This is a genomic window from Lonsdalea iberica (assembly GCF_002111585.1).
In the GTDB taxonomy this organism is placed as follows: Bacteria; Pseudomonadota; Gammaproteobacteria; order Enterobacterales; family Enterobacteriaceae; genus Lonsdalea; species Lonsdalea iberica.
The window spans coordinates 15,904-37,518 of record NZ_LUTP01000016.1 but is presented as its reverse complement, the minus strand read 5'-3'; the positions used below and the strand labels follow the sequence as shown (position 1 = coordinate 37,518).

General features: G+C 56.8%; 19 protein-coding genes and 2 pseudogenes. 6 read left to right on the top strand and 15 right to left on the bottom strand.

Features of this window, described 5'->3' with window-relative positions:
• The first annotated feature begins 234 nt into the window (after nucleotides 1-234).
• Nucleotides 235-1,140 carry a TIGR01777 family oxidoreductase gene (locus tag AU511_RS08350; RefSeq protein WP_094109386.1) on the top strand — a complete coding sequence of 302 codons (906 nt, stop codon included), beginning with the start codon at nucleotides 235-237 and terminating at the stop codon, nucleotides 1,138-1,140.
• 21 nt (nucleotides 1,141-1,161) lie between these two features.
• Here AU511_RS08350 and hisP read toward each other — a convergent pair whose 3' ends face one another.
• From hisP to pdxB, 14 genes and pseudogenes are all read right to left on the bottom strand, one after another.
• The gene (gene hisP, locus AU511_RS08345) at nucleotides 1,162-1,935 is read right to left on the bottom strand and encodes a histidine ABC transporter ATP-binding protein HisP (RefSeq protein WP_094109365.1); all 774 of its coding nucleotides are present in this window, start codon (nucleotides 1,933-1,935) and stop codon (nucleotides 1,162-1,164) included.
• Between the two features lie 16 nt (nucleotides 1,936-1,951).
• Complete coding sequence (locus AU511_RS08340; protein WP_094109364.1) at nucleotides 1,952-2,668, bottom strand: ABC transporter permease; 717 nt, start codon at nucleotides 2,666-2,668, stop codon at nucleotides 1,952-1,954.
• Nucleotides 2,661-3,350: a histidine ABC transporter permease HisQ gene (locus tag AU511_RS08335; protein ID WP_094101544.1), complete on the bottom strand. Its 690-nt coding sequence runs from the start codon at nucleotides 3,348-3,350 to the stop codon at nucleotides 2,661-2,663. Before AU511_RS08335 ends, AU511_RS08340 begins: the two co-directional genes overlap by 8 nt.
• A gap of 69 nt (nucleotides 3,351-3,419) precedes the next feature.
• A complete protein-coding gene (gene argT / locus AU511_RS08330; protein WP_094101532.1) occupies nucleotides 3,420-4,199 on the bottom strand; it encodes a lysine/arginine/ornithine ABC transporter substrate-binding protein ArgT in 780 nt (259 codons plus the stop codon).
• 381 nt (nucleotides 4,200-4,580) lie between these two features.
• Nucleotides 4,581-5,150: a UbiX family flavin prenyltransferase gene (locus AU511_RS08325; protein WP_094109363.1), complete on the bottom strand. Its 570-nt coding sequence runs from the start codon at nucleotides 5,148-5,150 to the stop codon at nucleotides 4,581-4,583.
• Nucleotides 5,151-5,288: 138 nt separating this feature from the next.
• Nucleotides 5,289-6,805: pseudogene (purF, locus tag AU511_RS08320) on the bottom strand (amidophosphoribosyltransferase).
• Nucleotides 6,806-6,835: 30 nt separating this feature from the next.
• On the bottom strand, nucleotides 6,836-7,327 hold the full coding sequence (gene cvpA, locus AU511_RS08315) for a colicin V production protein (protein ID WP_094101534.1): 492 nt from the start codon (nucleotides 7,325-7,327) through the stop codon (nucleotides 6,836-6,838).
• Nucleotides 7,328-7,563: 236 nt separating this feature from the next.
• The gene (gene dedD / locus AU511_RS08310; protein WP_094109362.1) at nucleotides 7,564-8,286 is read right to left on the bottom strand and encodes a cell division protein DedD; all 723 of its coding nucleotides are present in this window, start codon (nucleotides 8,284-8,286) and stop codon (nucleotides 7,564-7,566) included.
• Nucleotides 8,276-9,544, bottom strand: a complete 1,269-nt coding sequence (gene folC / locus AU511_RS08305) for a bifunctional tetrahydrofolate synthase/dihydrofolate synthase (protein WP_094109361.1) — start codon at nucleotides 9,542-9,544, stop codon at nucleotides 8,276-8,278. Before folC ends, dedD begins: the two co-directional genes overlap by 11 nt.
• Nucleotides 9,545-9,625: 81 nt before the next feature.
• Complete coding sequence (gene accD / locus AU511_RS08300) at nucleotides 9,626-10,540, bottom strand: acetyl-CoA carboxylase, carboxyltransferase subunit beta (RefSeq protein ID WP_094101537.1); 915 nt, start codon at nucleotides 10,538-10,540, stop codon at nucleotides 9,626-9,628.
• Nucleotides 10,541-10,769: 229 nt separating this feature from the next.
• On the bottom strand, nucleotides 10,770-11,432 hold the full coding sequence (locus AU511_RS08290) for a DedA family protein (RefSeq protein WP_094101538.1): 663 nt from the start codon (nucleotides 11,430-11,432) through the stop codon (nucleotides 10,770-10,772).
• Nucleotides 11,433-11,479: 47 nt separating this feature from the next.
• Nucleotides 11,480-12,304 (bottom strand): tRNA pseudouridine(38-40) synthase TruA, encoded by an 825-nt coding sequence (gene truA, locus AU511_RS08285; RefSeq protein ID WP_094109360.1) that lies wholly within the window; start codon nucleotides 12,302-12,304, stop codon nucleotides 11,480-11,482.
• Between the two features lie 2 nt (nucleotides 12,305-12,306).
• The gene (locus tag AU511_RS08280) at nucleotides 12,307-13,317 is read right to left on the bottom strand and encodes an aspartate-semialdehyde dehydrogenase (protein WP_094109385.1); all 1,011 of its coding nucleotides are present in this window, start codon (nucleotides 13,315-13,317) and stop codon (nucleotides 12,307-12,309) included.
• Between the two features lie 87 nt (nucleotides 13,318-13,404).
• The gene (pdxB, locus tag AU511_RS08275) at nucleotides 13,405-14,541 is read right to left on the bottom strand and encodes a 4-phosphoerythronate dehydrogenase PdxB (RefSeq protein WP_094109359.1); all 1,137 of its coding nucleotides are present in this window, start codon (nucleotides 14,539-14,541) and stop codon (nucleotides 13,405-13,407) included.
• A gap of 246 nt (nucleotides 14,542-14,787) precedes the next feature.
• Here pdxB and flk point away from each other — a divergent pair, with 246 nt between their 5' ends.
• On the top strand, nucleotides 14,788-15,906 hold the full coding sequence (flk, locus tag AU511_RS08270) for a flagella biosynthesis regulator Flk (RefSeq protein ID WP_094101541.1): 1,119 nt from the start codon (nucleotides 14,788-14,790) through the stop codon (nucleotides 15,904-15,906).
• Between the two features lie 182 nt (nucleotides 15,907-16,088).
• Here flk and fabB read toward each other — a convergent pair whose 3' ends face one another.
• Nucleotides 16,089-17,309: a beta-ketoacyl-ACP synthase I gene (gene fabB, locus AU511_RS08265; RefSeq protein ID WP_094102131.1), complete on the bottom strand. Its 1,221-nt coding sequence runs from the start codon at nucleotides 17,307-17,309 to the stop codon at nucleotides 16,089-16,091.
• 163 nt (nucleotides 17,310-17,472) lie between these two features.
• Between fabB and mnmC the strand changes: the two genes are divergently transcribed.
• The 4 genes and pseudogenes from mnmC to AU511_RS08245 all read left to right on the top strand — a co-directional run bounded on the left by mnmC (nucleotide 17,473) and on the right by AU511_RS08245 (nucleotide 21,603).
• On the top strand, nucleotides 17,473-19,491 hold the full coding sequence (mnmC, locus tag AU511_RS08260) for a bifunctional tRNA (5-methylaminomethyl-2-thiouridine)(34)-methyltransferase MnmC2/FAD-dependent 5-carboxymethylaminomethyl-2-thiouridine(34) oxidoreductase MnmC1 (RefSeq protein ID WP_094109358.1): 2,019 nt from the start codon (nucleotides 17,473-17,475) through the stop codon (nucleotides 19,489-19,491).
• A 77-nt stretch (nucleotides 19,492-19,568) separates the two neighbouring features.
• Nucleotides 19,569-20,404 (top strand): annotated as a pseudogene (locus AU511_RS08255) (AraC family transcriptional regulator).
• A 174-nt stretch (nucleotides 20,405-20,578) separates the two neighbouring features.
• A complete protein-coding gene (locus tag AU511_RS08250; RefSeq protein ID WP_094102128.1) occupies nucleotides 20,579-21,289 on the top strand; it encodes an AzlC family ABC transporter permease in 711 nt (236 codons plus the stop codon).
• The gene (locus tag AU511_RS08245) at nucleotides 21,286-21,603 is read left to right on the top strand and encodes an AzlD domain-containing protein (protein ID WP_094102127.1); all 318 of its coding nucleotides are present in this window, start codon (nucleotides 21,286-21,288) and stop codon (nucleotides 21,601-21,603) included. The genes AU511_RS08250 and AU511_RS08245 overlap by 4 nt, the downstream gene beginning before the upstream one ends.
• The last annotated feature ends 12 nt before the right edge of the window (nucleotides 21,604-21,615 follow it).

The window sequence follows — 21,615 nt, the reverse complement described above, 5'->3', positions numbered from 1 at the left end:
TAAACTGTTCTGACGATGAGTTTACCAAAAAGCCCCATGATGCTTAGCGGCTAATAACGCCAAAATTTGACGATTCACTCACTCTTAAACTCGATAGCGCTAAAAGCATGCGATGAGCCTTGTTATATCGCCGAGTACGGCAGCAAAAAGAGCATGGTCCCTTATACTTAACATTAGATGATCTTTTGTCGGTTACGGCGATGACCTCATTTCGACATGCAGCGAGGCTTTAAAATGCGACTTTTAATCACAGGCGGAACCGGGCTTATCGGCCGGTATCTGATTCAGCGGCTACTGACGCTCTCACATACAATTACCGTGCTGACCCGCAGTCCGGAAAAAGCGCGAGACGCTCTGGGCGATCAGGTCAATTACTGGCCCAGTCTGGAAGGCAAAACGTCGTTGGATGAGTTCGATGCCGTCATCAATCTGGCCGGTGCGCCGATTGCCGACAAACGTTGGACGCCGGAACAGAAAGAGCGGCTCTGCCAAAGCCGCTGGAAACTGACCGAGCAGTTGGCGACGCTGATTAAGAACAGCACGGCGCCCCCTTCGGTACTGATTTCAGGTTCAGCCGTAGGTTTTTACGGCAATCAGGGACAGGCTCTGGTGACCGAGGATGAAACCCCGCACGATGAGTTTACTCACCGCCTGTGCGCTCGTTGGGAAGCATTGGCTCAGGCGGCTGAAAGCGACAAAACACGCGTCTGCCTAGTACGCACAGGCATCGTCCTGTCCACCGAGGGCGGAGCGCTGGCGAAAATGCTGCCGATTTTCCGATTGGGATTAGGCGGACCGATGGGATCAGGAAAGCAGTACATGGCCTGGATTCATATCGACGATATGGTGAACGGTATACTTTATTTGCTGGAGTCCCCCGAGTTACGCGGCCCCTTCAACTTCTGCTCGCCCTACCCAGCGCGAAACGAGAAGTTCAGCGCGATCCTGGCTCATGTGCTGCATCGACCAGGCATACTACGCGCGCCAGCTTTCGCGCTGAAGCTGATGATGGGAGAAGCGGCAACGCTGATCCTCGACGGACAACGCGCCGTTCCCCAGCGGCTGGAAAGCGCCGGCTTCGGCTTTCGCTTCTTCGAGCTGGATGAAGCGATCGATAATCTGATCAACCATACCGGCTGAAGCCACAGACTCCAAACGCGGCTACTTCAACGCGCCTGACAAAAACTGCTTCAGGCGCGGACTTTGCGGGTTGCCAAACAGCTGCTCCGGCGTCCCCTCTTCTTCCACTACGCCCTGATGCAGGAAAATGACATGGTTTGAGACGTGGCGGGCAAACTCCATTTCATGCGTCACCACCACCATCGTTTTCCCCTCTTCCGCCAGTTGCTGCATGATGCGCAACACCTCGCCCACCAGTTCAGGATCCAGCGCCGATGTTGGCTCATCAAACAGCAGCACGTCCGGCTCCATCGCCAGCGCGCGGGCGATAGACACCCGCTGCTGCTGTCCGCCGGAGAGGTCGGCCGGATAGCGATCCTGCGACGCGCCGCTCATCCCCACTTTATTCAAATAAAACTCAGCCCGTTGCCGGGCTTGGACCTTGCTCAGTCCCAGCACCTTTATGGGCGCTTCCATGACGTTTTCCCGTGCCGTCATGAAGCTCCACAGGTTGAAATGCTGAAATACCATAGTTAAGCGCGTCCGCAACAGCTGGAGTTGTTTTTTATCGAATATTTTCAGCTGACCGTCTTTATCACGCACCATCCGGATTTCCTGTCCGTTGACATGAATGGACCCTTCGTAAGGCCGCTCGAGGAAATTGATGCAACGCAGCAGCGTGCTTTTACCCGACCCTGATGAGCCGATAATTGAGATAACATCACCCGCCCTGGCCTGTAATGAGATTCCTTTCAGTACTTCGTGCTCCCCATAGCGCTTATGGAGTTCGGTAACCACCAGTTTGGTGTCCTGCATGTTCTTTTCCTGCATTTTAGTGAGTGCCGCGGGTATGTAGATGACGTAACCAGCGGCGTTCCGCTCTGCGGAACAGGCCAATCAGCACGAACGAAATCGCGAGATACATGACAGCCGCGATGCCGAAGGCATAAAACGGCTGATAGGTGGCGGCATTGATGTCACGGGCGATTTTCAGAATGTCCGGCACCGTCACGGTGAAAGCCAGCGCCGTTGAGTGCAGCATTAAAATCACTTCATTGCTGTACGCCGGCAGCGCGATGCGCAGTGCGCCGGGCAAAATAATGCAGCGATACAGCTTGAAGCGGGAAAAGCCGTAGGCCCGCGCCGCGTCGATTTCGCCGCTGGGAATAGAGCGAATGGCGCCCGCGAAAATCTCGGTGGTATAAGCGCAGGTATTCAGCGCCAACGCCAGGACAGCGCAGTTCATTCCACTACGGAAAAAGGCGTTCAGCATGTCCGTTCCGCGAACGATTTCCAGGCTATAAACCCCGGTGTAGAACACCAGCAGCTGAACATACAGCGGTGTGCCGCGGAAAATGTAGGTGAAGGTCCAGACCGGCAGCCAGAAACGTCGCCGTGACGATACGCGTGCGATCGCCAGCGGAATGGCCATGGCCCCGCCAATAACGACCGAGATAATCAGCAGCCACAGCGTCATCGCCAGCCCGGTCATACGATAACCGTCGCTCCACAGCAAGGATTGCCAGTATTGTTGCAGGATCTCACTCATAATTAATTTTTTTCACTCCCTGCGAATAGCGTCGTTCCAACCACCACAGCACGCCATTGGAGACAGTGGTAAAAATCAGGTACATCGCTCCAGCGACCATCGCGAAATAGAACGGCTCATGCGTGCCCTTCCCCGCGAGCTGCGTCGCTTTGATGACATCGTTGAGCCCCAGCAGGGAGACGAGCGCCGTGGCTTTTAGAATCACCTGCCAGTTGTTGCCGATCCCCGGCAGCGCAAAGCGCATCATCGACGGGAACATAATGCGTCGAAAGACTTGCAGCGGTGTGAAGCCGAAGGCCACGGCTGCCTCAATCTCTCCGCGTGAAACGGCGAGAAAAGCGCCGCGAAAGGTCTCGGTAAAATAGGCGCCGTAGATAAAGCCCAGCGTAATGATACCGGCAGCCATCGGATCGATATCGACTTGCGACATGCCAATGATTTCCGTCAGGTCGTTCAGCACAATCTGTAATCCGTAGAAAATCAATAGCATCAAAACCAGATCGGGGATGCCGCGAATCAAAGTGGTATAGCCGGTGAACACGCCGGAGAGCAGCCGGCGGGAGGAAAGCTTGGCGCTGGCGCCGACCAGCCCGATCGCCAGCGAGAGCAGCAACGAGCAGACGGCCAGTTGCAACGTCAGGCGTGAACCCTCGATGATGAGTTCAGAGTAGCCATGCAGCATCAGTGATATCCGTTCCAGAGAAAGCAGACCGTCTGCCTGCATCACAGGCAGACGTCGTATTCGTGGCAATTAGTCGCCATAAACATTGAAATCAAAATATTTCTTCGCCAGGGTGTCGTAGGTTCCGTCTTTGCGCATAGATTCGAAAGCCTTGTCCAACGCGGCTTTCAGCTCAGTTTCATCCTTGCGCAATCCCATGCCGGTGCCGATGCCGAACAGCGCGTTGTCTTTCACCGCCGGTCCGGCAAAGGCGTAGTCTTTACCCGCATCCTGTTTTAGGAAGCCTTCGCTCGCGGCGACTTCATCCTGGAACGCGGCATCAATACGGCCCGCCACGAGATCGGCGTAGATCAGATCCTGATTTTGATAAGCCACGACATCCACGCCCTTCGGCTGCCAGTGAACGTTAGCGTACGATTCCTGAGTGGAAGCCTGCAAGACGCCGACGCGTTTACCGCGAAGAGCGTCCAACGTAGGCTGAATCGGGGAGCCTTTGGCGGCGATCAGGCGCGCGTTGGCGGCATAGAGTTTTTCGGTAAACGCGATTTCCTGCAGACGTTTTTGCGTAATAGAGAGTGAAGAGATGATGGCGTCAATCTTCTTCGCCTTCAGCGACGGGATCAGTGAATCGAAGTCGCTTTCAACGAACGTGCACTTGGCTTCCATGCGCTTGCACATCTCTTTTGCCAGATCGATATCGAACCCTATCAGTTCGCCGCTGGCGTTTTTGGATTCAAACGGCGCATAAGTTGGATCCGTACCGATCTTGATCTCCTTCGGAATGGCCGCGAAGGCGGAGCCTGCCGCTAAAATTAACGCCAAAGGTAAAAATTTCAATCCGCTTTTCATCGAGTTACCCTTATCACCAGTGATGGAACATCAACACGAACGATCAGATTTGAATGCTTTTTAATCACCAACGCTATCGTGCCAGTCATGTGTGTAGTACAGGCTTCAACTCTGCAGTTTTCATGCCAGTTTATCGAGAGAGTCTGATAGCCCCGCGACGGGCGTCACACGCGGTTTTCCACTTCTCTAATCAATTGATTACCCGTGGTGTACCATCAGATTGGACGAGGGAAAGACGAGGGAAATAATAATTCGCACCATAACAAAGCAGATGGTCGCACCGAAACAGAGCAATGCAACATAAGAAGGCATGACGGGTCACTGCATCGGCTACTGCGTCATTCACGCATTGTTATTTTTTTCTGGTTATAGATTAACCACTTAAGCACTACCCCAACGCGTGAACAGATCTTCCGGCAGGGAAATATCGAATTGGTCAAGCACGCGATTGACGGTCTGATCGATGATTTGTTGCACAGTTTGCGGGCGATGATAAAACGCAGGCACCGGCGGCATAATCACCGCGCCCATTTCAGCGGCCGTGGTCATCAATCGCAGATGGCCCAAATGTAATGGCGTTTCTCGTACGCACAGCACGATAGGACGTCGCTCCTTCAGCATCACGTCCGCCGCGCGGGTCAGTAGGCTATCGGTATAGCTGTGGGCTATGCCGGACAGCGTTTTGATGGAGCACGGCAAAATCGCCATACCGGCGGTTTTGAAAGAACCGGAAGAAATGCTGGCGGCGATGTCGCGGCAATCGTGCACCACATCCGCCATCGACTGAACATCGCGCACGCTGAGATCGGTTTCCAGAGCCAGCGTCTGTCGCGCGGCCGGGCTCATCACCAGGTGGGTTTCTATTTCGTCCAACGGCTGCAGCACCTGTAACAGGCGCACGCCGTAAATCACCCCACTGGCGCCGGAAATACCAATAATCAGTCGCTTCATACCCTTCCTTAAACAGGATAGACCTGCATTCACATCGTCAGCGCAGACTGTGCCGCATCCGTCCATGATTGGCAAGATGCAAAAATAAAGGGAGTACCGATAGGCACTCCCTTACTGAAGGAAACGTAAAGCGTTCCGTCAGCCTTCGTTATGCATCTCCAGATCTTCGACTTCGCTCTTGCTGCGCAGCACCTGCGCATCGTCGTTGCGCAGACCTTCAAGATAGTCCAGATAGCCTTGATCCACATCATGCGTGACATAAATGCCGTTAAAGACGGAGCATTCGAACTGGGTAATATCCGGATTGTCGTCGCGTACGGCCTCAACCAGGTCTGAGAGATCCTGGAAAATCAGGCGTCGGCGCCGATAAGCTCGCAGATCTCCTCCACTTCTCTTCCGTGGGCAATCAGCTCGTTTACGCTCGGCATATCGATGCCATAAACATTCGGGAAGCGAATTTCCGGCGCAGCGGAGGCGAGATAGACGCGCTTGGCGCCAGCATCCCTGGCCATCTCGACAATCTGCTGAGAGGTGGTGCCTCGCACGATGGAGTCATCCACCAACAGCACGTTTTTATCACGGAACTCAGCGCGGTTGGCGTTCAGCTTACGACGCACGGATTTCACCCGCGTCTCCTGTCCCGGCATGATAAACGTGCGCCCGACATAGCGGTTTTTCACAAAGCCCTGGCGGTATGGCTTATCAATGATGCGAGCGATTTCGAGCGCGATATCGCACGAGGTTTCCGGAATAGGGATCACCACGTCGATATCCAGATCTTCCCAGCAGCGCGCGATTTTCTCGCCCAGCTTCTGCCCCATGCGTACGCGGGCGCTGTAGACCGAAATTTTGTCGATAAATGAGTCGGGGCGCGCGAAATAGACATACTCGAACAGGCACGGATGATGTTTGGGATTTTCCGCGCACTGACGGGTGTACAGCTGGCCCTTATCCGTAATGTAGATCGCCTCGCCCGGCGCCACATCGCGCAGGAATTCAAAGCCCAGCGTGTCCAGCGCCACACTCTCGGACGCCACCATATATTCGTTGCGCCCATCTTCCAGCGTGCGTTTACCGATGACCAGCGGACGGATCCCGTTGGGGTCGCGGAAGGCCACCAAGCCGTGCCCGATAATCATACTGACGCAGGCATAGGCACCGCGGATCTGCTGATGCATGGCGGCAACGGCGGCGAAGATGTTGTCAGGCTCCAGCGGGTAGTGCTGAAAACGGTCCAGTTCTTTGGCGAAAATATTGAGCAGAATTTCCGAATCAGACGTCGTGTTGACGTGGCGGCGACCCTGTTCAAACAGCTTCTGACGCAGCTCGTGTGCATTGGTCAGGTTGCCGTTGTGGGCCAGCGTAATTCCGAAAGGAGAGTTGACGTAGAAAGGCTGCGCTTCCGATGCGCTGGAACTACCCGCCGTGGGATAACGCACATGGCCGAGCCCCATATTCCCCTGCAGGCGTTGCATGTGCCGTGCTTCAAAAACATCTTTGACCAGACCGTTTGCCTTACGCAGGCGAAAACAGTGATGAGCATCTATTGTTACGATGCCTGCGGCATCCTGCCCACGGTGTTGTAACACCGTTAACGCGTCATAAATCGACTGGTTGACCGGCGTGACGCCGGCGATACCGACAATACCGCACATGTTGTTTTTTCCTCATCAGCGCTACCGCGACTAGAGGTGCCGCGGCAAGAAACTCGACGTGCTTTGCAAGTAGTCAAAGAACCACCTGATGATATAGCTGAACTGCGGGATCAACTGGGACTGCTTCCAGTCGACGCTCTGGGAAAACCCGGTGAAGGTATCCAGAAAGAACAAGATTGCAGAGACAATCAAGACCCCGCGCAAGGCGCCAAAGCAAACGCCCAGCACGCGATCGGTGCCCGACAGCCCGGTTCGCTCAACCAGGGAGCCGATCGCATAATTGACGATGGCTCCCACAATCAACGTCGCAATAAACAGAATGGCGATAGCGATGCCGTTGCGAACCAGTTCATCCTCAAAACGGGAGAAGTACCCCGCCAAATAGCCATAGTAGTGACTGGCAATGAAAAACGCGCATCCCCAGGTCACCAGCGAGAGCGCTTCACGGACAAATCCTCGAATCAAACTGACCAGAGCCGAGAATCCAATAATGCCGATAATGACGTAATCCACCCAAACCATGAACTATCCTACTTAAAGAACCATAACCATCGACATACGCGGCTCATCCTGTTCGCGGCGCATTCTATCAGAAAAAGAAAACGTTTGCGTACCGGAATTCCGCCCTAAATGTGTCAATCCATCGGCTAACGAGAAAACCGCTGAAGGGCCATGAAGATACCGAAAAAAGGCGATAACATCGGGTTTTCCCCGCAACGCTATCTGCCACTCCGGCCTCCTCATGACGCCATCAGGCGCTAATGCGCCGCTTTCACCTGACCGCTTAACCCGCTGATCTGCTGTAGTTCGCTCAACGAGGACTGTAGCTTCTGCTTCGAGGCGTCGGGACCTACATAAATGCGGGTAATCTGGCCGGAGACGGGCGAAGACGGCACCGTGTAAGCACGGAATCCAGAGAGTCGCAGCTTGGCGACAATCTCATTCACTTTGTCCGCATTTTTCAATGCGCCCAATTGCACGATGAAAGCCTGCCCTGCCGGGGCCTGCGGCGCGGCTGCCGGTTTATTCTCTACAGGCCGAGGAGCAGGTTTGACCTCGGGCTTCGGTTTGGCTTCCGCTTTCACTTCCGGCTTGGGTTTTGGCTCCGCTTTCACCGGCGGCGGAATCACCGGAGTCGACGATGGCGCGGAAGGCCGAGCGGCAGAAGGCGCCGTGGCACTCTGAGGCGCGTCAGTGTCTGGAGCGCTATTCGCTGCATGATCGTCGCCCTCAATCTCCTCGCCGCTGTCATCCTCATTAGGCATCGTCGCGCTGTCCGGCGACTGCGACGTCAGAGATTGAGTGATCGGCGGTAGCGACTCCGCTTCCAGCGTATCTTCCGGCTTCGGCACCAGAGGAATGGCGGCGAACTCGTCCTGATAGTGTTTTTTCTTGCCGTCCAACAGGCCCGGCAGCACGATGACGCCCAGCGCGACCAAAATGACGGTGCCGACCAAACGGTTTTGAAATTTACTCGCCATTCGCCGCTCCTTCTTCAAGCGCGGACATCACATGCGCTACCGTATGAAAGGAGCCGCACACCACAACCACGTCCCGCTCAGTGGCGTCCTGCATCGCCGCCCGCCAGGCGGAGACTACATCGGGATACGGACGGCTGCCGTCCAGATACTGAGTCAGCAGGCTCGCGCTGGCGCCGCGCGGGCCTTCAAGCGGCGCGCAATACCAGGCATCTACCTGCGGCTTGAGCTGTTCCAGCGTACTGGCGATATCTTTGTCGGACAGCATACCGACAACGGCGCGGACGACGCCGTGAGGAGGCAATGCCGCCAGGCGTTCGGCCAGATACGCGGCCGCATGCGGGTTGTGCGCCACATCCAGAATCAGCAAGGGCTTGTCGCCGACGATCTGGAAACGCCCCGGCAAGGTCGCGTCCCGCAGCCCGTCACGAATAGCGCGTTCATTCACCTCGAGCGGCGAGGCATTCAGCGCGGCCAGCGCCGTGGCGGCATTCGGCAGCGGCACATTCGGCAAAGGCAAGCGACTCAGACGTCCCTGCACGTTTTCCCAAAACCAGCCGTCCTCTTCCAGCCCGTAGCGCCAGTCGACATCGCGACGCAGCAGACTCGCCCCTCTCTCCTGTGCGACGCCTGCAATTGACGCGGGCATATCCGGCTCGCCGACAACGGCCGGTTTGCCGTGACGGAAGATCCCCGCTTTTTCTCGACCAATGCTTTCGCGATCGTGGCCGAGCCAGTCGGTATGATCGATGGCGATGCTGGTCACGACGGCGACGTCCGAGTCCACGATGTTGGTCGCGTCCAGACGACCGCCCAAACCGACTTCAAGGATCACAACGTCCAGCTGCGCCTGCTTGAAAAGCTGTAGCGCCGCCAGCGTGCCATATTCGAAATAGGTCAAAGAGACGTTATCGCGCCCGGCTTCCACCACGGCAAACGCCTCGCTGTGCATCGCTTCCGGCAATTCCTTGCCCTGAATGCGAACACGCTCGGTGTAACGTAATAGATGAGGTGAGCTGTAGACACCCACCCGAAGCCCCGCGGCCAACAAAATGGATTCCAGCGTATGGCAGGTGGTGCCTTTACCGTTGGTGCCTGCGACGGTAAAGACCGTGTTGGCGGGCTGGCGCAATTGAAGAGAGTCGGCCACCTGTGTGATGCGGTCCAGACCAAGATCGATGGCCTGCGTGTGCAGGTGTTCCAGATAATAAAGCCACGTGGCCAAAGGCGACGTGGCTTTAGGTGTTTGAAGGTTATCCATGAGACCCGCTCGCTTACTTACGGTTCATTGATACAGGGAGCGACGGAGCACGTCGCAACCGTGCTCCCCGTACGTCATCGGTTAGGCTTCATCCTGTGATTCAGACGAAGCGGTCGGCCGCTGCTCTTCCACTTCAGGCTGAGGTTCCGGATGGTTCGTCAGCTTGGCGAGGATCGTAGCCAGCTTGTAACGCATCTCAGGGCGACGAATGATCATATCGATCGCACCTTTTTCCACCAGAAACTCGCTGCGCTGGAAGCCCGGCGGTAGTTTCTCACGTACGGTCTGTTCGATAACACGCGGACCGGCAAAGCCAATCAGCGCTTTTGGCTCGGCGATATTCAGATCGCCCAGCATCGCCAGACTGGCAGACACGCCGCCCATCGTCGGGTCCGTCATCACGGAGATATAAGGCAGGCCGCGTTCGCGCATTTTGCCCAGTGCCGCACTGGTTTTCGCCATCTGCATCAGCGACATCAGCGCTTCCTGCATTCGGGCGCCGCCGCTCGCGGAGAAGCAGACCAGCGGACAGTTGTCTTCCAGCGCTTGCTCTACCGCACGTACAAAGCGCGCGCCGACCACCGACGCCATCGAGCCTCCCATAAAGGAGAATTCGAAAGCCGCGCCTACGACAGGCATGCCGTGGAGAGTACCTTTCATGACCACCATGGCATCTTTCTCGCCGGACTGCTTCTGTGCCGCAGCCAAACGATCTTTATACTTTTTGGAGTCGCGGAACTTCAGGACATCCTTGGGTTCCAGTTCACTGCCGAGTTCAACCGTGTTTTCTGTATCCAGAAAAGCGTGAAGACGAGCACGGGCGGATAAACGCATATGGTGGTCACATTTCGGACACACTTCCAGATTACGTTCCAACTCAGCGCGGTAAAGTACCTGACCGCAACTATCACATTTAGTCCAGACACCTTCAGGGATGTTGGCCCGACGAGTCGGTGTGATATGACTTTTATTTAGAATTCGTTCAATCCAGCTCATTGATAACCTTTCTGCTTGAACCTGGCCACAGGCCAGTACGCTGCTCAGCGTTGATAATGTTCTGCTGACGCAGCCGACAAAGCGATGCCGCATCCGCCAAGGGCGGGATACGACATGGGCATTTATAGCGGTTCACGTGAACATAGCCGTAAGTGCCGCCCATTAAACCATAATGACCCGATACTGTGGATAAAAAACTGGTCACACCGAATGTTAAAATAATTTTTTCTTATTTCACATTCTGGCGTGTCGCCGACCGTTTGTGACGCCAAAATTCAATCACGCCCGGCAGGATAGAAACAAAGATAATACCCACGATCAGGAGTTTAAGATTGTCCTGCACGATCGGCAAATCCCCAAACAGGTAGCCGGCGTAGGTAAACAGCAACACCCACAGCAGTGCGCCTGCGACATTGAAGAGGGCAAAATGCCGATAGGTCATATGCCCCATCCCCGCCACAAACGGCGCGAATGTTCTCACAATCGGCACGAATCGCGCCAGAATAATTGTTTTGCCGCCATGACGGGCGTAAAACGCGTGGGTTTTGTCCAAATAACTGCGGCGGAAAATCCGTGAGTTTGGATTACGGAACAATCGTTCGCCAAACAACCGTCCGATGGTGTAATTGACCGCATCGCCCAAGATTGCCGCGATGACCATCAGTACGACCATCAGATGCACATCCAGTACGCTGCCCGGCAACGCCGCCAGCGCGCCAGCGACAAACAGCAACGAGTCGCCGGGCAGGAACGGCGTCACCACCAGCCCCGTTTCACAGAACAAAATCAGAAACAGGATCGCATAAATCCAAACGCCGTATTGCGCGACCAGCTCGGCCAGGTGCACATCGATATGCAAAATAAAATCAATAATAAAGTGTATAAATTCCATTATGTTACCTATCATCAGACCGTGCAGTTCGGCGAACGGCAGCGTCGTTAGTCATCGAGTAAAAACAGCGGCCCCATCGGGACGGACGGCAGCCCGAACGACTCGGGATAATCGACGTCCACCAGATACAGTCCATCAGCCTTAGCCGTCGCGGCGGCCAACTTACGATCTTTGGCCGCCAGCAGATCCGCAATCCAGCTTTCAGGCTGATTACCGCACCCAACTTCGAGCAGACTGCCCACAATGTTGCGCACCATATGGTGGACAAAAGCGTTGGCCTTGATATCTACCACAATGTAAGCGCCGTGCCGCACAACCTTTAAATGTTTTACATTTCGCCACGGCGTACGCGACTGGCACTGCACCGCACGGAAAGAGGTGAAATCATTCTCCCCCAGCAAACACTGCCCCGCCCGTTCCATGCGCTCGGCGTCGAGCGGATGATAAAAATGCGTCATGCCGTGCGACAGAATCGCTGGGCGGTAGCGATGGTTGTAAATCAGATAGCGATAGCGACGAGCGGTGGCGCTGAAACGGGCATGAAATTCATCATTCACCGTCTTAACCCAGCGAACGGCAATATCCGGTGGCAGATGGGTGTTGACGCCCATCGTCCAAGCCGCGTCTTTACGCACGGCGTGCGTAGTGAAATGCACCACCTGACCGGTGGCATGGACCCCTGCATCGGTGCGTCCCGCGCAGAACACGGTAATCGGCTCATCGGCGACCTGTGACAGCGCCGCTTCCAGACACTGCTGGACGCTGTCTACCTCCGCCTGACGCTGGTAGCCGTAATAGCGACTGCCGTCATATTCAATTCCCAGGGCGATTTTCAGCGGCGCCACGTCTTCCGCAACCTGCAACGCTGTCATGATTACCCCAGATGCTCCTCAATCAGGAGTTCGGCCGTTTCAACCGCCATTAACGCGCCGCCAAAACGAACGTTGTCCGCCACCGACCAGAATTGCAGCAGCTCCGGGATACCGTAATCGTTGCGCAGGCAGCCCACACTCAGCTGTATGTTGCCGGACGCGTCATCGACCTGCGTCGGGTAATCGTCGTCATCGCTGATGGCGACATCGTCCGACTGCAGCAGTTCCTCGCGGGCTTCCTCGGCGGAGAGCGGACGCATACCTTCCATATGCACCACCTGCGCATGGCCGTAGAAAACCGGCGACTGAACACAGTTGACCGCAATCGGCAGCCCGTCATCTTGCAGGACCTTACGCACCTGATCGACCAGACGACGCTCCTGCATGACGCTGCCTTCGCTATCCGCTAGCAGTGGCAGCAGATTGAACGCCAGCTGTTTCGGGAACATCCCGGCTTCCGGCGGCATTCCGTTCAGCAAACGGGCGCTTTGGCCCGCCAAATCGTCGACCGCCGCTTTACCCCGTGCCGAAACCGACAGCAGACTCGTGACGTGAAGGCGGGAAAGCCCGGCCTGTTCCGTCAACGGCTTCACTGCTTTCAGCAGCTGGCTGGTCAGACTATCCGCCACGGCAACGAGGTTGCGATTGCGGTAATCGGCCAGCACCTGGGAATTCACGCCCGGAACAACCAGAGGAACATCAGGCTCCTGCGCGAACAACCCGCTACTGTCGATAACCAGGCAACCAGCGTTGGCCGCCTCGTCCGCATAGCGGGCGCTCGCCTCGGCGCCGGCGACGAAAAAGGCCAACTGCGCTTGCGACCAGTCGAACGCTTCCGCGTTCGTCACCAGACAAGAGCGGCCGTTAAAACGGAGAGTTTCCCCTGCGCTATGCTCACTTGCCAGCGGATAGATGTCTCCCACTGGAAATTCACGTTCCTGCAATAGCTCCAGCAACGCGGTGCCGACGGCGCCAGTTGCGCCCAGCAGCGCTATATTCCAGCCATTGGTCATTTGGTTCTTCTCCCCAAATTTTTCATAACACAGGCCAGGCGACAGCAACATCGCCCGGACAAAAAGGTTTATTCATGAACAAAGCGATCAGTTATCGCCCTGAAAAACGGCGTTGAAGCCCAGTTGGTTGAGCAACTCGACGGTGTCGCGATCGGTGCAGAACACCTGAAGCGAAGACCATTCTCGGCGCTCCTGATAAGTTTTACGCAGACGATCAAATCCGCCGCTGATGTGGGCGATGCCGCGCAGCATCGCATCATCTCGGCGCACGTCGTAAACCAGATGCACCAGACGTTTGAGCAGCGATTGATCCAGCGGATGAGTCAGAGTAACGGAAGTCACTTCGGGCGTGGGCAGCAGCGAAGACAGCGCCACCTGCTGCGGCTGGCCAACAAAACGGCTCCAGGCTTCAAAGACCTGCGTCGTGCCGCGCGCCTTGCCCTCCAGCGTGTACCCGGCGATGTGCGATGTGCCGATATCCACCCGTTCCAGCAACGCCGTCGATAGCTCGGGTTCCGGCTCCCAGACATCCAGTACCACGCTGAGCGATTTCCCACGCTGCAACGCCTCAAGCAGCGCTACATTGTCGACGACTGGCCCACGGCAGGCGTTAATCAATATGGTGCCTTCCGCCAGCGAATCCAGCAAATCGGCATCCACATTGTGATAGGTCTTGTGAGGACCATCTTTGTACAACGGCGTGTGAAACGTCAGCACGTCGGCCTGCGCCGCGACCTCTTCCAGCGAAAGAAAGTTTTCCTCATCGCCGCGTTCCGCGCGCGGGGGATCGCACAATAGCGTACGGACGCCCCAGGCCTTAAGCCTGGCATTGAGGCGCGCACCCACGTTGCCCACACCAATGATGCCGACGGTGCGGTCGCGCAACTGGAAACCATCCCGCTCAGCCAATCCCAGCAGTGCAGAAAAGACATACTCAACCACGGCGATGGCGTTGCAACCCGGCGCGGCAGAGAAAGCAATACCGGCCTGCTGCAAAAAGGCTTCGTCGACATGGTCGGTCCCCGCCGTCGCCGAACCGACGAACTTCACTGATTTTCCCGTCAATAAGTCTGCATTGACTTTGGTGACCGAACGCACCATCAGCGCATCGGCATCATCCAATGCGTCTTGCGGCAACGGTCGTCCCGGCACGGAAGTGACGTCGCCCAGGCGGCTAAACAGCTCGCGGGCATAGGGCATATTTTCATCAACAAGGATTTTCACGTTACGTTTCCCGAAAGGCGTGTGGCGTCGGACGCACAGCGGCGGCGAAAACAGGGTCGTTATTCTGCCACAAACCGTCGAGAGGGAACACCGGCGAATCGCCCGGCTGGTAGCGCCGCATAACAGAAATTTTGCGTCAAACGCCCTACCCGACTACCCGTTACGGATCCGGGTTGTTATCATAACGTTCGACTATTCTTTCTGTTATCTCACTTCGAACAGAAACCGCACGGTAAGGATCGTGTTATGCAGCCCGTGAACAGCCCAGGCACGTCTTTGCCAGGCGACCGCAACATAGATTCCACGCCGCTGAAAACCGGCGGTACGGCGCGTGATGACGCCCCATTGACGCCCGCGCAGCGCACATCGCTGGAGCGGCTTATCACGAAGATCATGTCATTAAGTTCGCTCAAGTCGGCTGAAATCTGGGCCGGTATGCGTCACGACATCGGTCTGAAAAGCGGCGCCGAAATTTTGTCGGGTCAATTCCCTGCCGCTGAACAGGCGCTGCAAACACGACTGACCTCCGTGCAAAATACCTTAGGCACCCGTCAACTGTTGCAACAGCTCACCGAACTGCTGCCGCAGGGCAATAACCGCCAAGCGGTGAGCGACTTTATTCGCCAGCAGTTCGGCCACACCGTGCTGAGCTCATTGAGCGGCAGTCAGCTTCAGCAGGTTGTCACGCTGCTGCAAAATGGCCAGCTGCCGCAGCCGAGCTCATCGCTGCCGCCCGGCACGCTTTCACCGTCGGCGCAGCCTCCGACGACCGAGCCTCAGCCCGGCGCACTGCCGCAAACCGGCGCCCCGCTGGACCGTCGCCTGCTGCCCGCGGAGCAGAACAGCCTGAATCAGCTAATTACCCGACTAACGACGCTGACCGGCGAATCCCCCGCCAAGGTCTTGCTGGCGCTGATGGATGTTCAAGGGCTGAAACCTAATGACGCGATTCCCGCTAAAAACTTCCCGCTGCTAAGCCAACTGCTGCAAACGCAGGTCGCCATGATGCAGAACCATACGTCGCCGACGCTGGCGGCGTTGCAGCCAGCGCTCAAGCAGCCGATGGATGGTCAGGAACAGCAGATGGTGCAGGATTACGCGCAGTCTCGTTTCAATGCCGGGATGCAGACGCCGTTGACGCCGGTGCAGATTGCTGACGTCGTCACATTTCTCTACAGCAAACGACTCCAGCAGCTACAGGAAAAAGAGACGGCGATGGCAGGTTCCGCGTCAACGCCGGTTCCGATCTACGGCCCTTTTATCTCCGCCCTGCCCCCCGAGCTGCGACCACTCTTCAGCCGTCCGCGCGGCGTACTGATCCTGTGTGCGCTGTGCGTCATCGTTTTACTGTGGGTACTGCTCTAAGACCGCACGAAGCAGTTAGCAGTTAGCAGTTAGCAGTTAGCAGTTAGCAGTTAGCAGTTAGCAGTTAGCAGTTAGCAGTTAGCAGTTAGCAGTTAGCAGTTAGAAAAGCGAAGGGGAAAGACCCAATCAATCAGGCGAGAAAAACATAACCGGGGCTGAGCGCCCCGGCTGAGGTAAAACGCTTACTGCTTGTATTTACTCATGACAAGAACGGCGTTGGTGCCGCCGAAACCGAAACCGTTAGACATCACGGTGTTCAGCTCACGCTCAGTCGGTTCGGTGATGATGTTCATCCCTTCGCCCTGCTCATCCAGCGTGTCGATATTGATGCTCGGCGCGATGAAGTTATGTTCCAGCATCAGCAGCGTATAAATCGCTTCCTGGACGCCCGCCGCACCCAAAGAGTGACCCGTCATCGCTTTCGTTGCGGAGATCGCCGGCGTGTTGTTGCCGAACACTTCACGGATAGCGCCCAGCTCCTTCACATCGCCGACCGGCGTTGAAGTCCCGTGAGTGTTGATGTAGTCGATCGGACCGTCAACATCTTGCATCGCGATTTTCATGCAGCGTACTGCGCCTTCGCCTGACGGGGCGACCATATCTGCGCCATCGGAGGTTGCGCCGTAGCCCACGACTTCAGCGTAGATGTGAGCGCCGCGCGCCAGCGCGTGTTCCAGCTCTTCCACCACAACCATACCGCCGCCGCCGGCGATGACGAAGCCATCTCGGTTCGCGTCATAGGTACGGGAGGCTTTTTCCGGCGTCTCGTTGTATTTGGTGGACAGCGCGCCCATCGCATCAAATTCGCAGGACAGCTCCCAGCTCAGCTCTTCGCCGCCGCCGGCAAACACGATGTCCTGTTTGCCCATCTGAATCTGCTCAACGGCGTTGCCGATACAGTGTGCGGATGTCGCGCACGCGGAGCTGATCGAGTAGTTGATGCCGTGGATCTTGAACGGGGTCGCCAGGCAGGCGGAAACGCCAGAACCCATCGCCTTAGTCACCACATAAGGACCCACGGCTTTCACGCCGCGCGGACCGCGCATGGCGTCGGCACCCATAACCTGGTAATGCGGAGAACCGCCGCCGGAACCGGCAATCAGGCCCACACGCGGGTTATTCTGGTAAACTTCTTCGGTCAAACCCGCATCTTTCACCGCCTGCTCCATAGAAAGGAAAGCATAGATGGCGGCATCATTCATGAAACGCACAATCTTACGGTCAATCAGGCCAGCCGTATCCAGCTTAACGTTGCCCCAGACGTGACTACGCATGCCAGCATCTTTCAGCTCTTGAGAAAAGGTGATACCTGAACGGCCCTCACGCAGAGATGCAAGGACTTCCTCTTGGTTATTACCGATGCTAGATACGATCCCAAGACCTGTAATCACTGCACGTTTCATTCAATACCTCATTTCGTTTGTATAAGCATTTAGGATACTGCGATGCACTTTAGCTTACACTTGTAAGCTGAACAAGTCCGATGTGCCTACCTTTGCACAAATTTGCACACAAAGGGGCTGACCGTTAAACTTCCGCCACCGCCTGAATTATGAGTGAGTTGCCGTGATTACGCCCGCCATCCGAACCGCTTCGCTAAGCTGGAACGCTCAGGGTACACCTGTTTCGCTACAGTTTGACGACGTCTATTTTTCCAACCAGGATGGGCTCGCGGAAACCCGCTATGTCTTTCTACAGGGCAATGACTTACCCGCACGTTTTGCACAAGCTTCACGCGCGACTTTCACCGTCGCGGAGAGTGGATTCGGTACCGGGTTGAATTTCCTGACCTTATGGCAGGCGTTCGCCGATTTTCGCCGTGAACAGCCCGACGCCACGTTGCAACACCTGCATTATCTTAGTTTCGAAAAGTTTCCTTTGCAGGTGGGCGATCTGGCGGCCGCGCATGCCCAGTGGCCCGAACTGGCTGAGTTCGCCGACGCACTGCGGCAACAGTGGCCGACGATGTCCCCCGGTTGCCATCGTCTGATACTGGCTGACGGCCATATCACGCTCGATCTGTGGTTCGGCGATATCAATGACCTGCTGCCCCAACTCGATGACAGCGTGAACCATCAGGTCGACGCCTGGTTTCTGGACGGTTTCGCGCCGTCGAAAAATCCGGATATGTGGACCGCGAACCTGTTCAACGCGATGGCGAGGTTGTCCCGTCCCGGCGGCACCCTCGCCACCTTCACGGCGGCGGGCTTTGTCCGTCGAGGCTTGCAGGAAGCCGGGTTCAACGTCAGTAAAGTCAAAGGTTTCGGCCGCAAGCGCGAGATGCTGTGCGGGGATCTGCCAGATGCGATTCCCGTAACCGAATCCGCGCCCTGGTATCATCGGCCCGCCGCCGCACAGCCTCATGAAGTCGCCATCATTGGCGGGGGTATCGCCAGCCTGCTAACGGCGTTGGCGCTGCAACGCCGCGGCACCAAGGTCACCTTGTATTGCGCCGATGAACAGGTGGGACAAGGCGCTTCCGGCAACCGACAAGGCGCGCTCTATCCGCTGCTCAATGATAAGCACGACGCGCTGTCGCGTTTTTTTGCCAGCGCGTTCGGCTATGCCCGACGTACCTACGATGCGCTGACGGCGCAGGGCGTGAATTACGAACATCAGTGGTGCGGCGTCAGCCAGCTGGCGTTTGACGATAAAAGCGCGCGTAAAATCGATCAAATCCTCGCCGGGCAATGGCCTGAAGAACTGGTGCATGCGGCCAATGCGCAGATGCTGACACAGTCCTGCGGCGTTCCGCTGCTTCAGCGAGGCATTACGTATCCGTCCGGGGGATGGTTGTGTCCGGCCGAGCTGACCGCCGCCGTACTGGCGTTGGCGACCCGCCAGGGCATGCAGGTCCGTTTGAACACGACCGTCACCGAGCTTACGCCGTCTTCTGACGGCTGGCGTTTGACGCTGAACAGCGGCGACACTGCTCAGCATGCCACACTCATTCTGGCGAACGGACATCAGCTCAGCGACTGGCCTCAGACGCAGCACCTTCCCACCTACGCCGTGCGGGGACAGGTGAGTCACGTACCCGGCAACGCCCAACTGCGCCCTCTTAAGCAGGTGCTCTGCTATGACGGCTATCTGACGCCAATCAGCCCGCGACACCAGCAGCATTGCATCGGCGCCAGCTATCACCGCGGAGACACCGGGGTCGAGTATCGCGATTCGGATCAACAGCAGAACCGCCAGCGGTTGATCGACTGCCTGCCGTCGCTGTCGTGGCCGACGGCGGTAGACGTCTCCGACGGCGACGCCCGATGCGGCGTACGTAGCGCGTTGCGCGATCACCTGCCGCTGGTCGGCGCCGTACCTGACTATGAGCAGACGCTGGGCCAGTATCAGACGCTCCCTCAGCAACTGGCGGCGTCTCACGTTCCTGTGCAGGCTCCGGTTCATCCGAACCTGTTTATTCTCGGCGGTCTTGGGTCCCGCGGTCTTTGTTCCGCCCCGTTAGCGGCAGAGGTGCTGGCGTCCCAAATTTACGGAGAACCGTTGCCGCTAGATAGCGCCACGCTGGCCGCCCTGAATCCAAATCGTTTCTGGGTCAGAAAGCTGTTGAAGCGTCGCCCGGTTTGACCAGAGGATAACTAGCATCCTCGTAGCTGGCATCACAGCAATTTCGTTCTACTTTTTACCGCATTGGGAGCGCAGAAATGGGACAGCAGGCATCGCGGGAACACGCTAATTTTAGCCATCATGCCACGTTGGGTGGGCTAGACATGCTGCAGGCTCGCTATCACAATCAGCGTTTTTCCCGTCATTCGCATGAGAATTTCTGCATCGGCGTAATAGAGGAAGGCACGCAGCGTTTCTACCGTACTGGTGCCGAACACGTCGCGCCCAAGGGCGATATCATTTTGGTCAACGCGGATGAAATCCATACGGGCTGCGCAGGCACCGCCGATGGCTGGTCCTATCGGGCCATCTACCCTCGGTGGATGTGCTGCGCGGCCTGTCGGGATCTATGCGCGACCATCAGGGAGACGCGCCCTGGTTTCCCCACGCGGTCGCCCACGATCCGGGCCTGTCAGAGCAATTACGCATGGTCTTCTCGCTCCTGGCCGTCGAAGGCAATACGTTGTTGAAGGAAACCCTGCTTTGCTCGTCGCTGGTCTGGTTGATGATGCGCCATGGAAAAACGCAAACGGAAGTCCGTCCGCTGACGAAAGCCGACCACGCCATCCGCGAAGTCAAAATGCTGTTGGACGACTGTCCGGAGGAAAACCTGTCGTTAATGGAGCTGGCGAACCAGGCCGAGCTTAGCCCGTGGCACTTCCTGCGACAGTTTAAAAGCTTGGTCGGAATGCCGCCTCATGCCTACCTCGTGCAGTCCCGGCTGCGCAAGGCGACCACGTTGTTGCGTCAGGGAGAAACGCTCACCGATGTTTCCGTCCGCTGCGGCTTTTCGGACCAAAGCCACTTTACTCGCCATTTTAAAAAAGCGCTGGGCGTAACGCCGGGGCAATTTGTACGCGCAATAGCACGCTGAAAATCGCGTCCCGATTCACGCTCTTTGAGCGCCCTTCCCTCCCGCGAACGATGACCTATTGGGAGCATCGCATCGCGCCTACCTGCGCTGTTGTACGATCGCAATTTTCTTCAATATTTGTCCGGGTGCCTGGGTTACCTTTTTGCGACCTATTACACCACAAGGACATTTTTTATGAACGCGTCGGCAACCCCCCGCTCTCCCTGGCAGGGCACCTTTACAGGCTGCGTGGCCGTCTTGCCGTTATGCCTGGCGGTAGTTCCCTGGGGCATCCTCGCGGGGTCGATGGCGGTGCAGGCCGGGCTGACTTTCTGGCAGAGCGTCGGCATGTCGGCGGTGATCTTCGCCGGCGCGGCGCAATTGGTCACGCTGGGACTGCTGATGTCCGGAGCCAGCGTGCTGACCATCGTCATGACCGTGTTTGTGATTACGCTGCAACACTTGATCTACGGGCTGACCCTTAGAGACGCCGTCTCTCGCTTGAGTAGCCGTTTTCGCATTCCTATCGGTTTTTTGCTAACGGATGAACTGTTTGCGCTCGCTGCCGGGAAAGATAATCACAGCCGGCTGTCGCCGGGGTATCTCATTGGCGCGGGGCTGACCTTTTATCTGTGCTGGGTGATGTGCAGCCTGTCAGGCATTTTACTGGCTTCTTCGATTCCCGACCTGGAACGCTACCATCTCGATTTCTCGATTGTGGCGACCTTTATCACCATCATTGTTCCCATGGTAAAAAACATCGGAACACTGTGCGGCGTCGCTTTTTCCCTGATTGCCGCGATGCTGTTGTCTTATTGGCAGGTTGAAGGCGCCGTCATTATTGGGGGTCTCGGCGGCATGCTATGTGCTGTGGTGATCGAACGTCTGGGAGGCGCATCATCATGAGTTGGTGCTTACTGTTTGTGCTGGCGGGCGTGGTGTTTTTCAATCGCTACCTGTTTCTCGACCCGCGCGTGCCGGTGAAGCTGCCGCGGTGGATCCGTCAGGCGCTGCACTATTCCGCCCCCTGTATGCTGACCGCGATATGCGGACCGGTGCTCCTCTTACATCACGACGCGCTGCGTCCTTTCCCCGACAACCCCTACCTGTGGGGCGCGCTGGGCTGCGTGATGATCGCTCTGCTAATTCGTCACGTTCTCCTGGCGGTAGTCTGCGGCCTCGCGTGGTTCTATGTGCTGTGTTTCTGGATGGGAGTTTGACGATGACGGTGC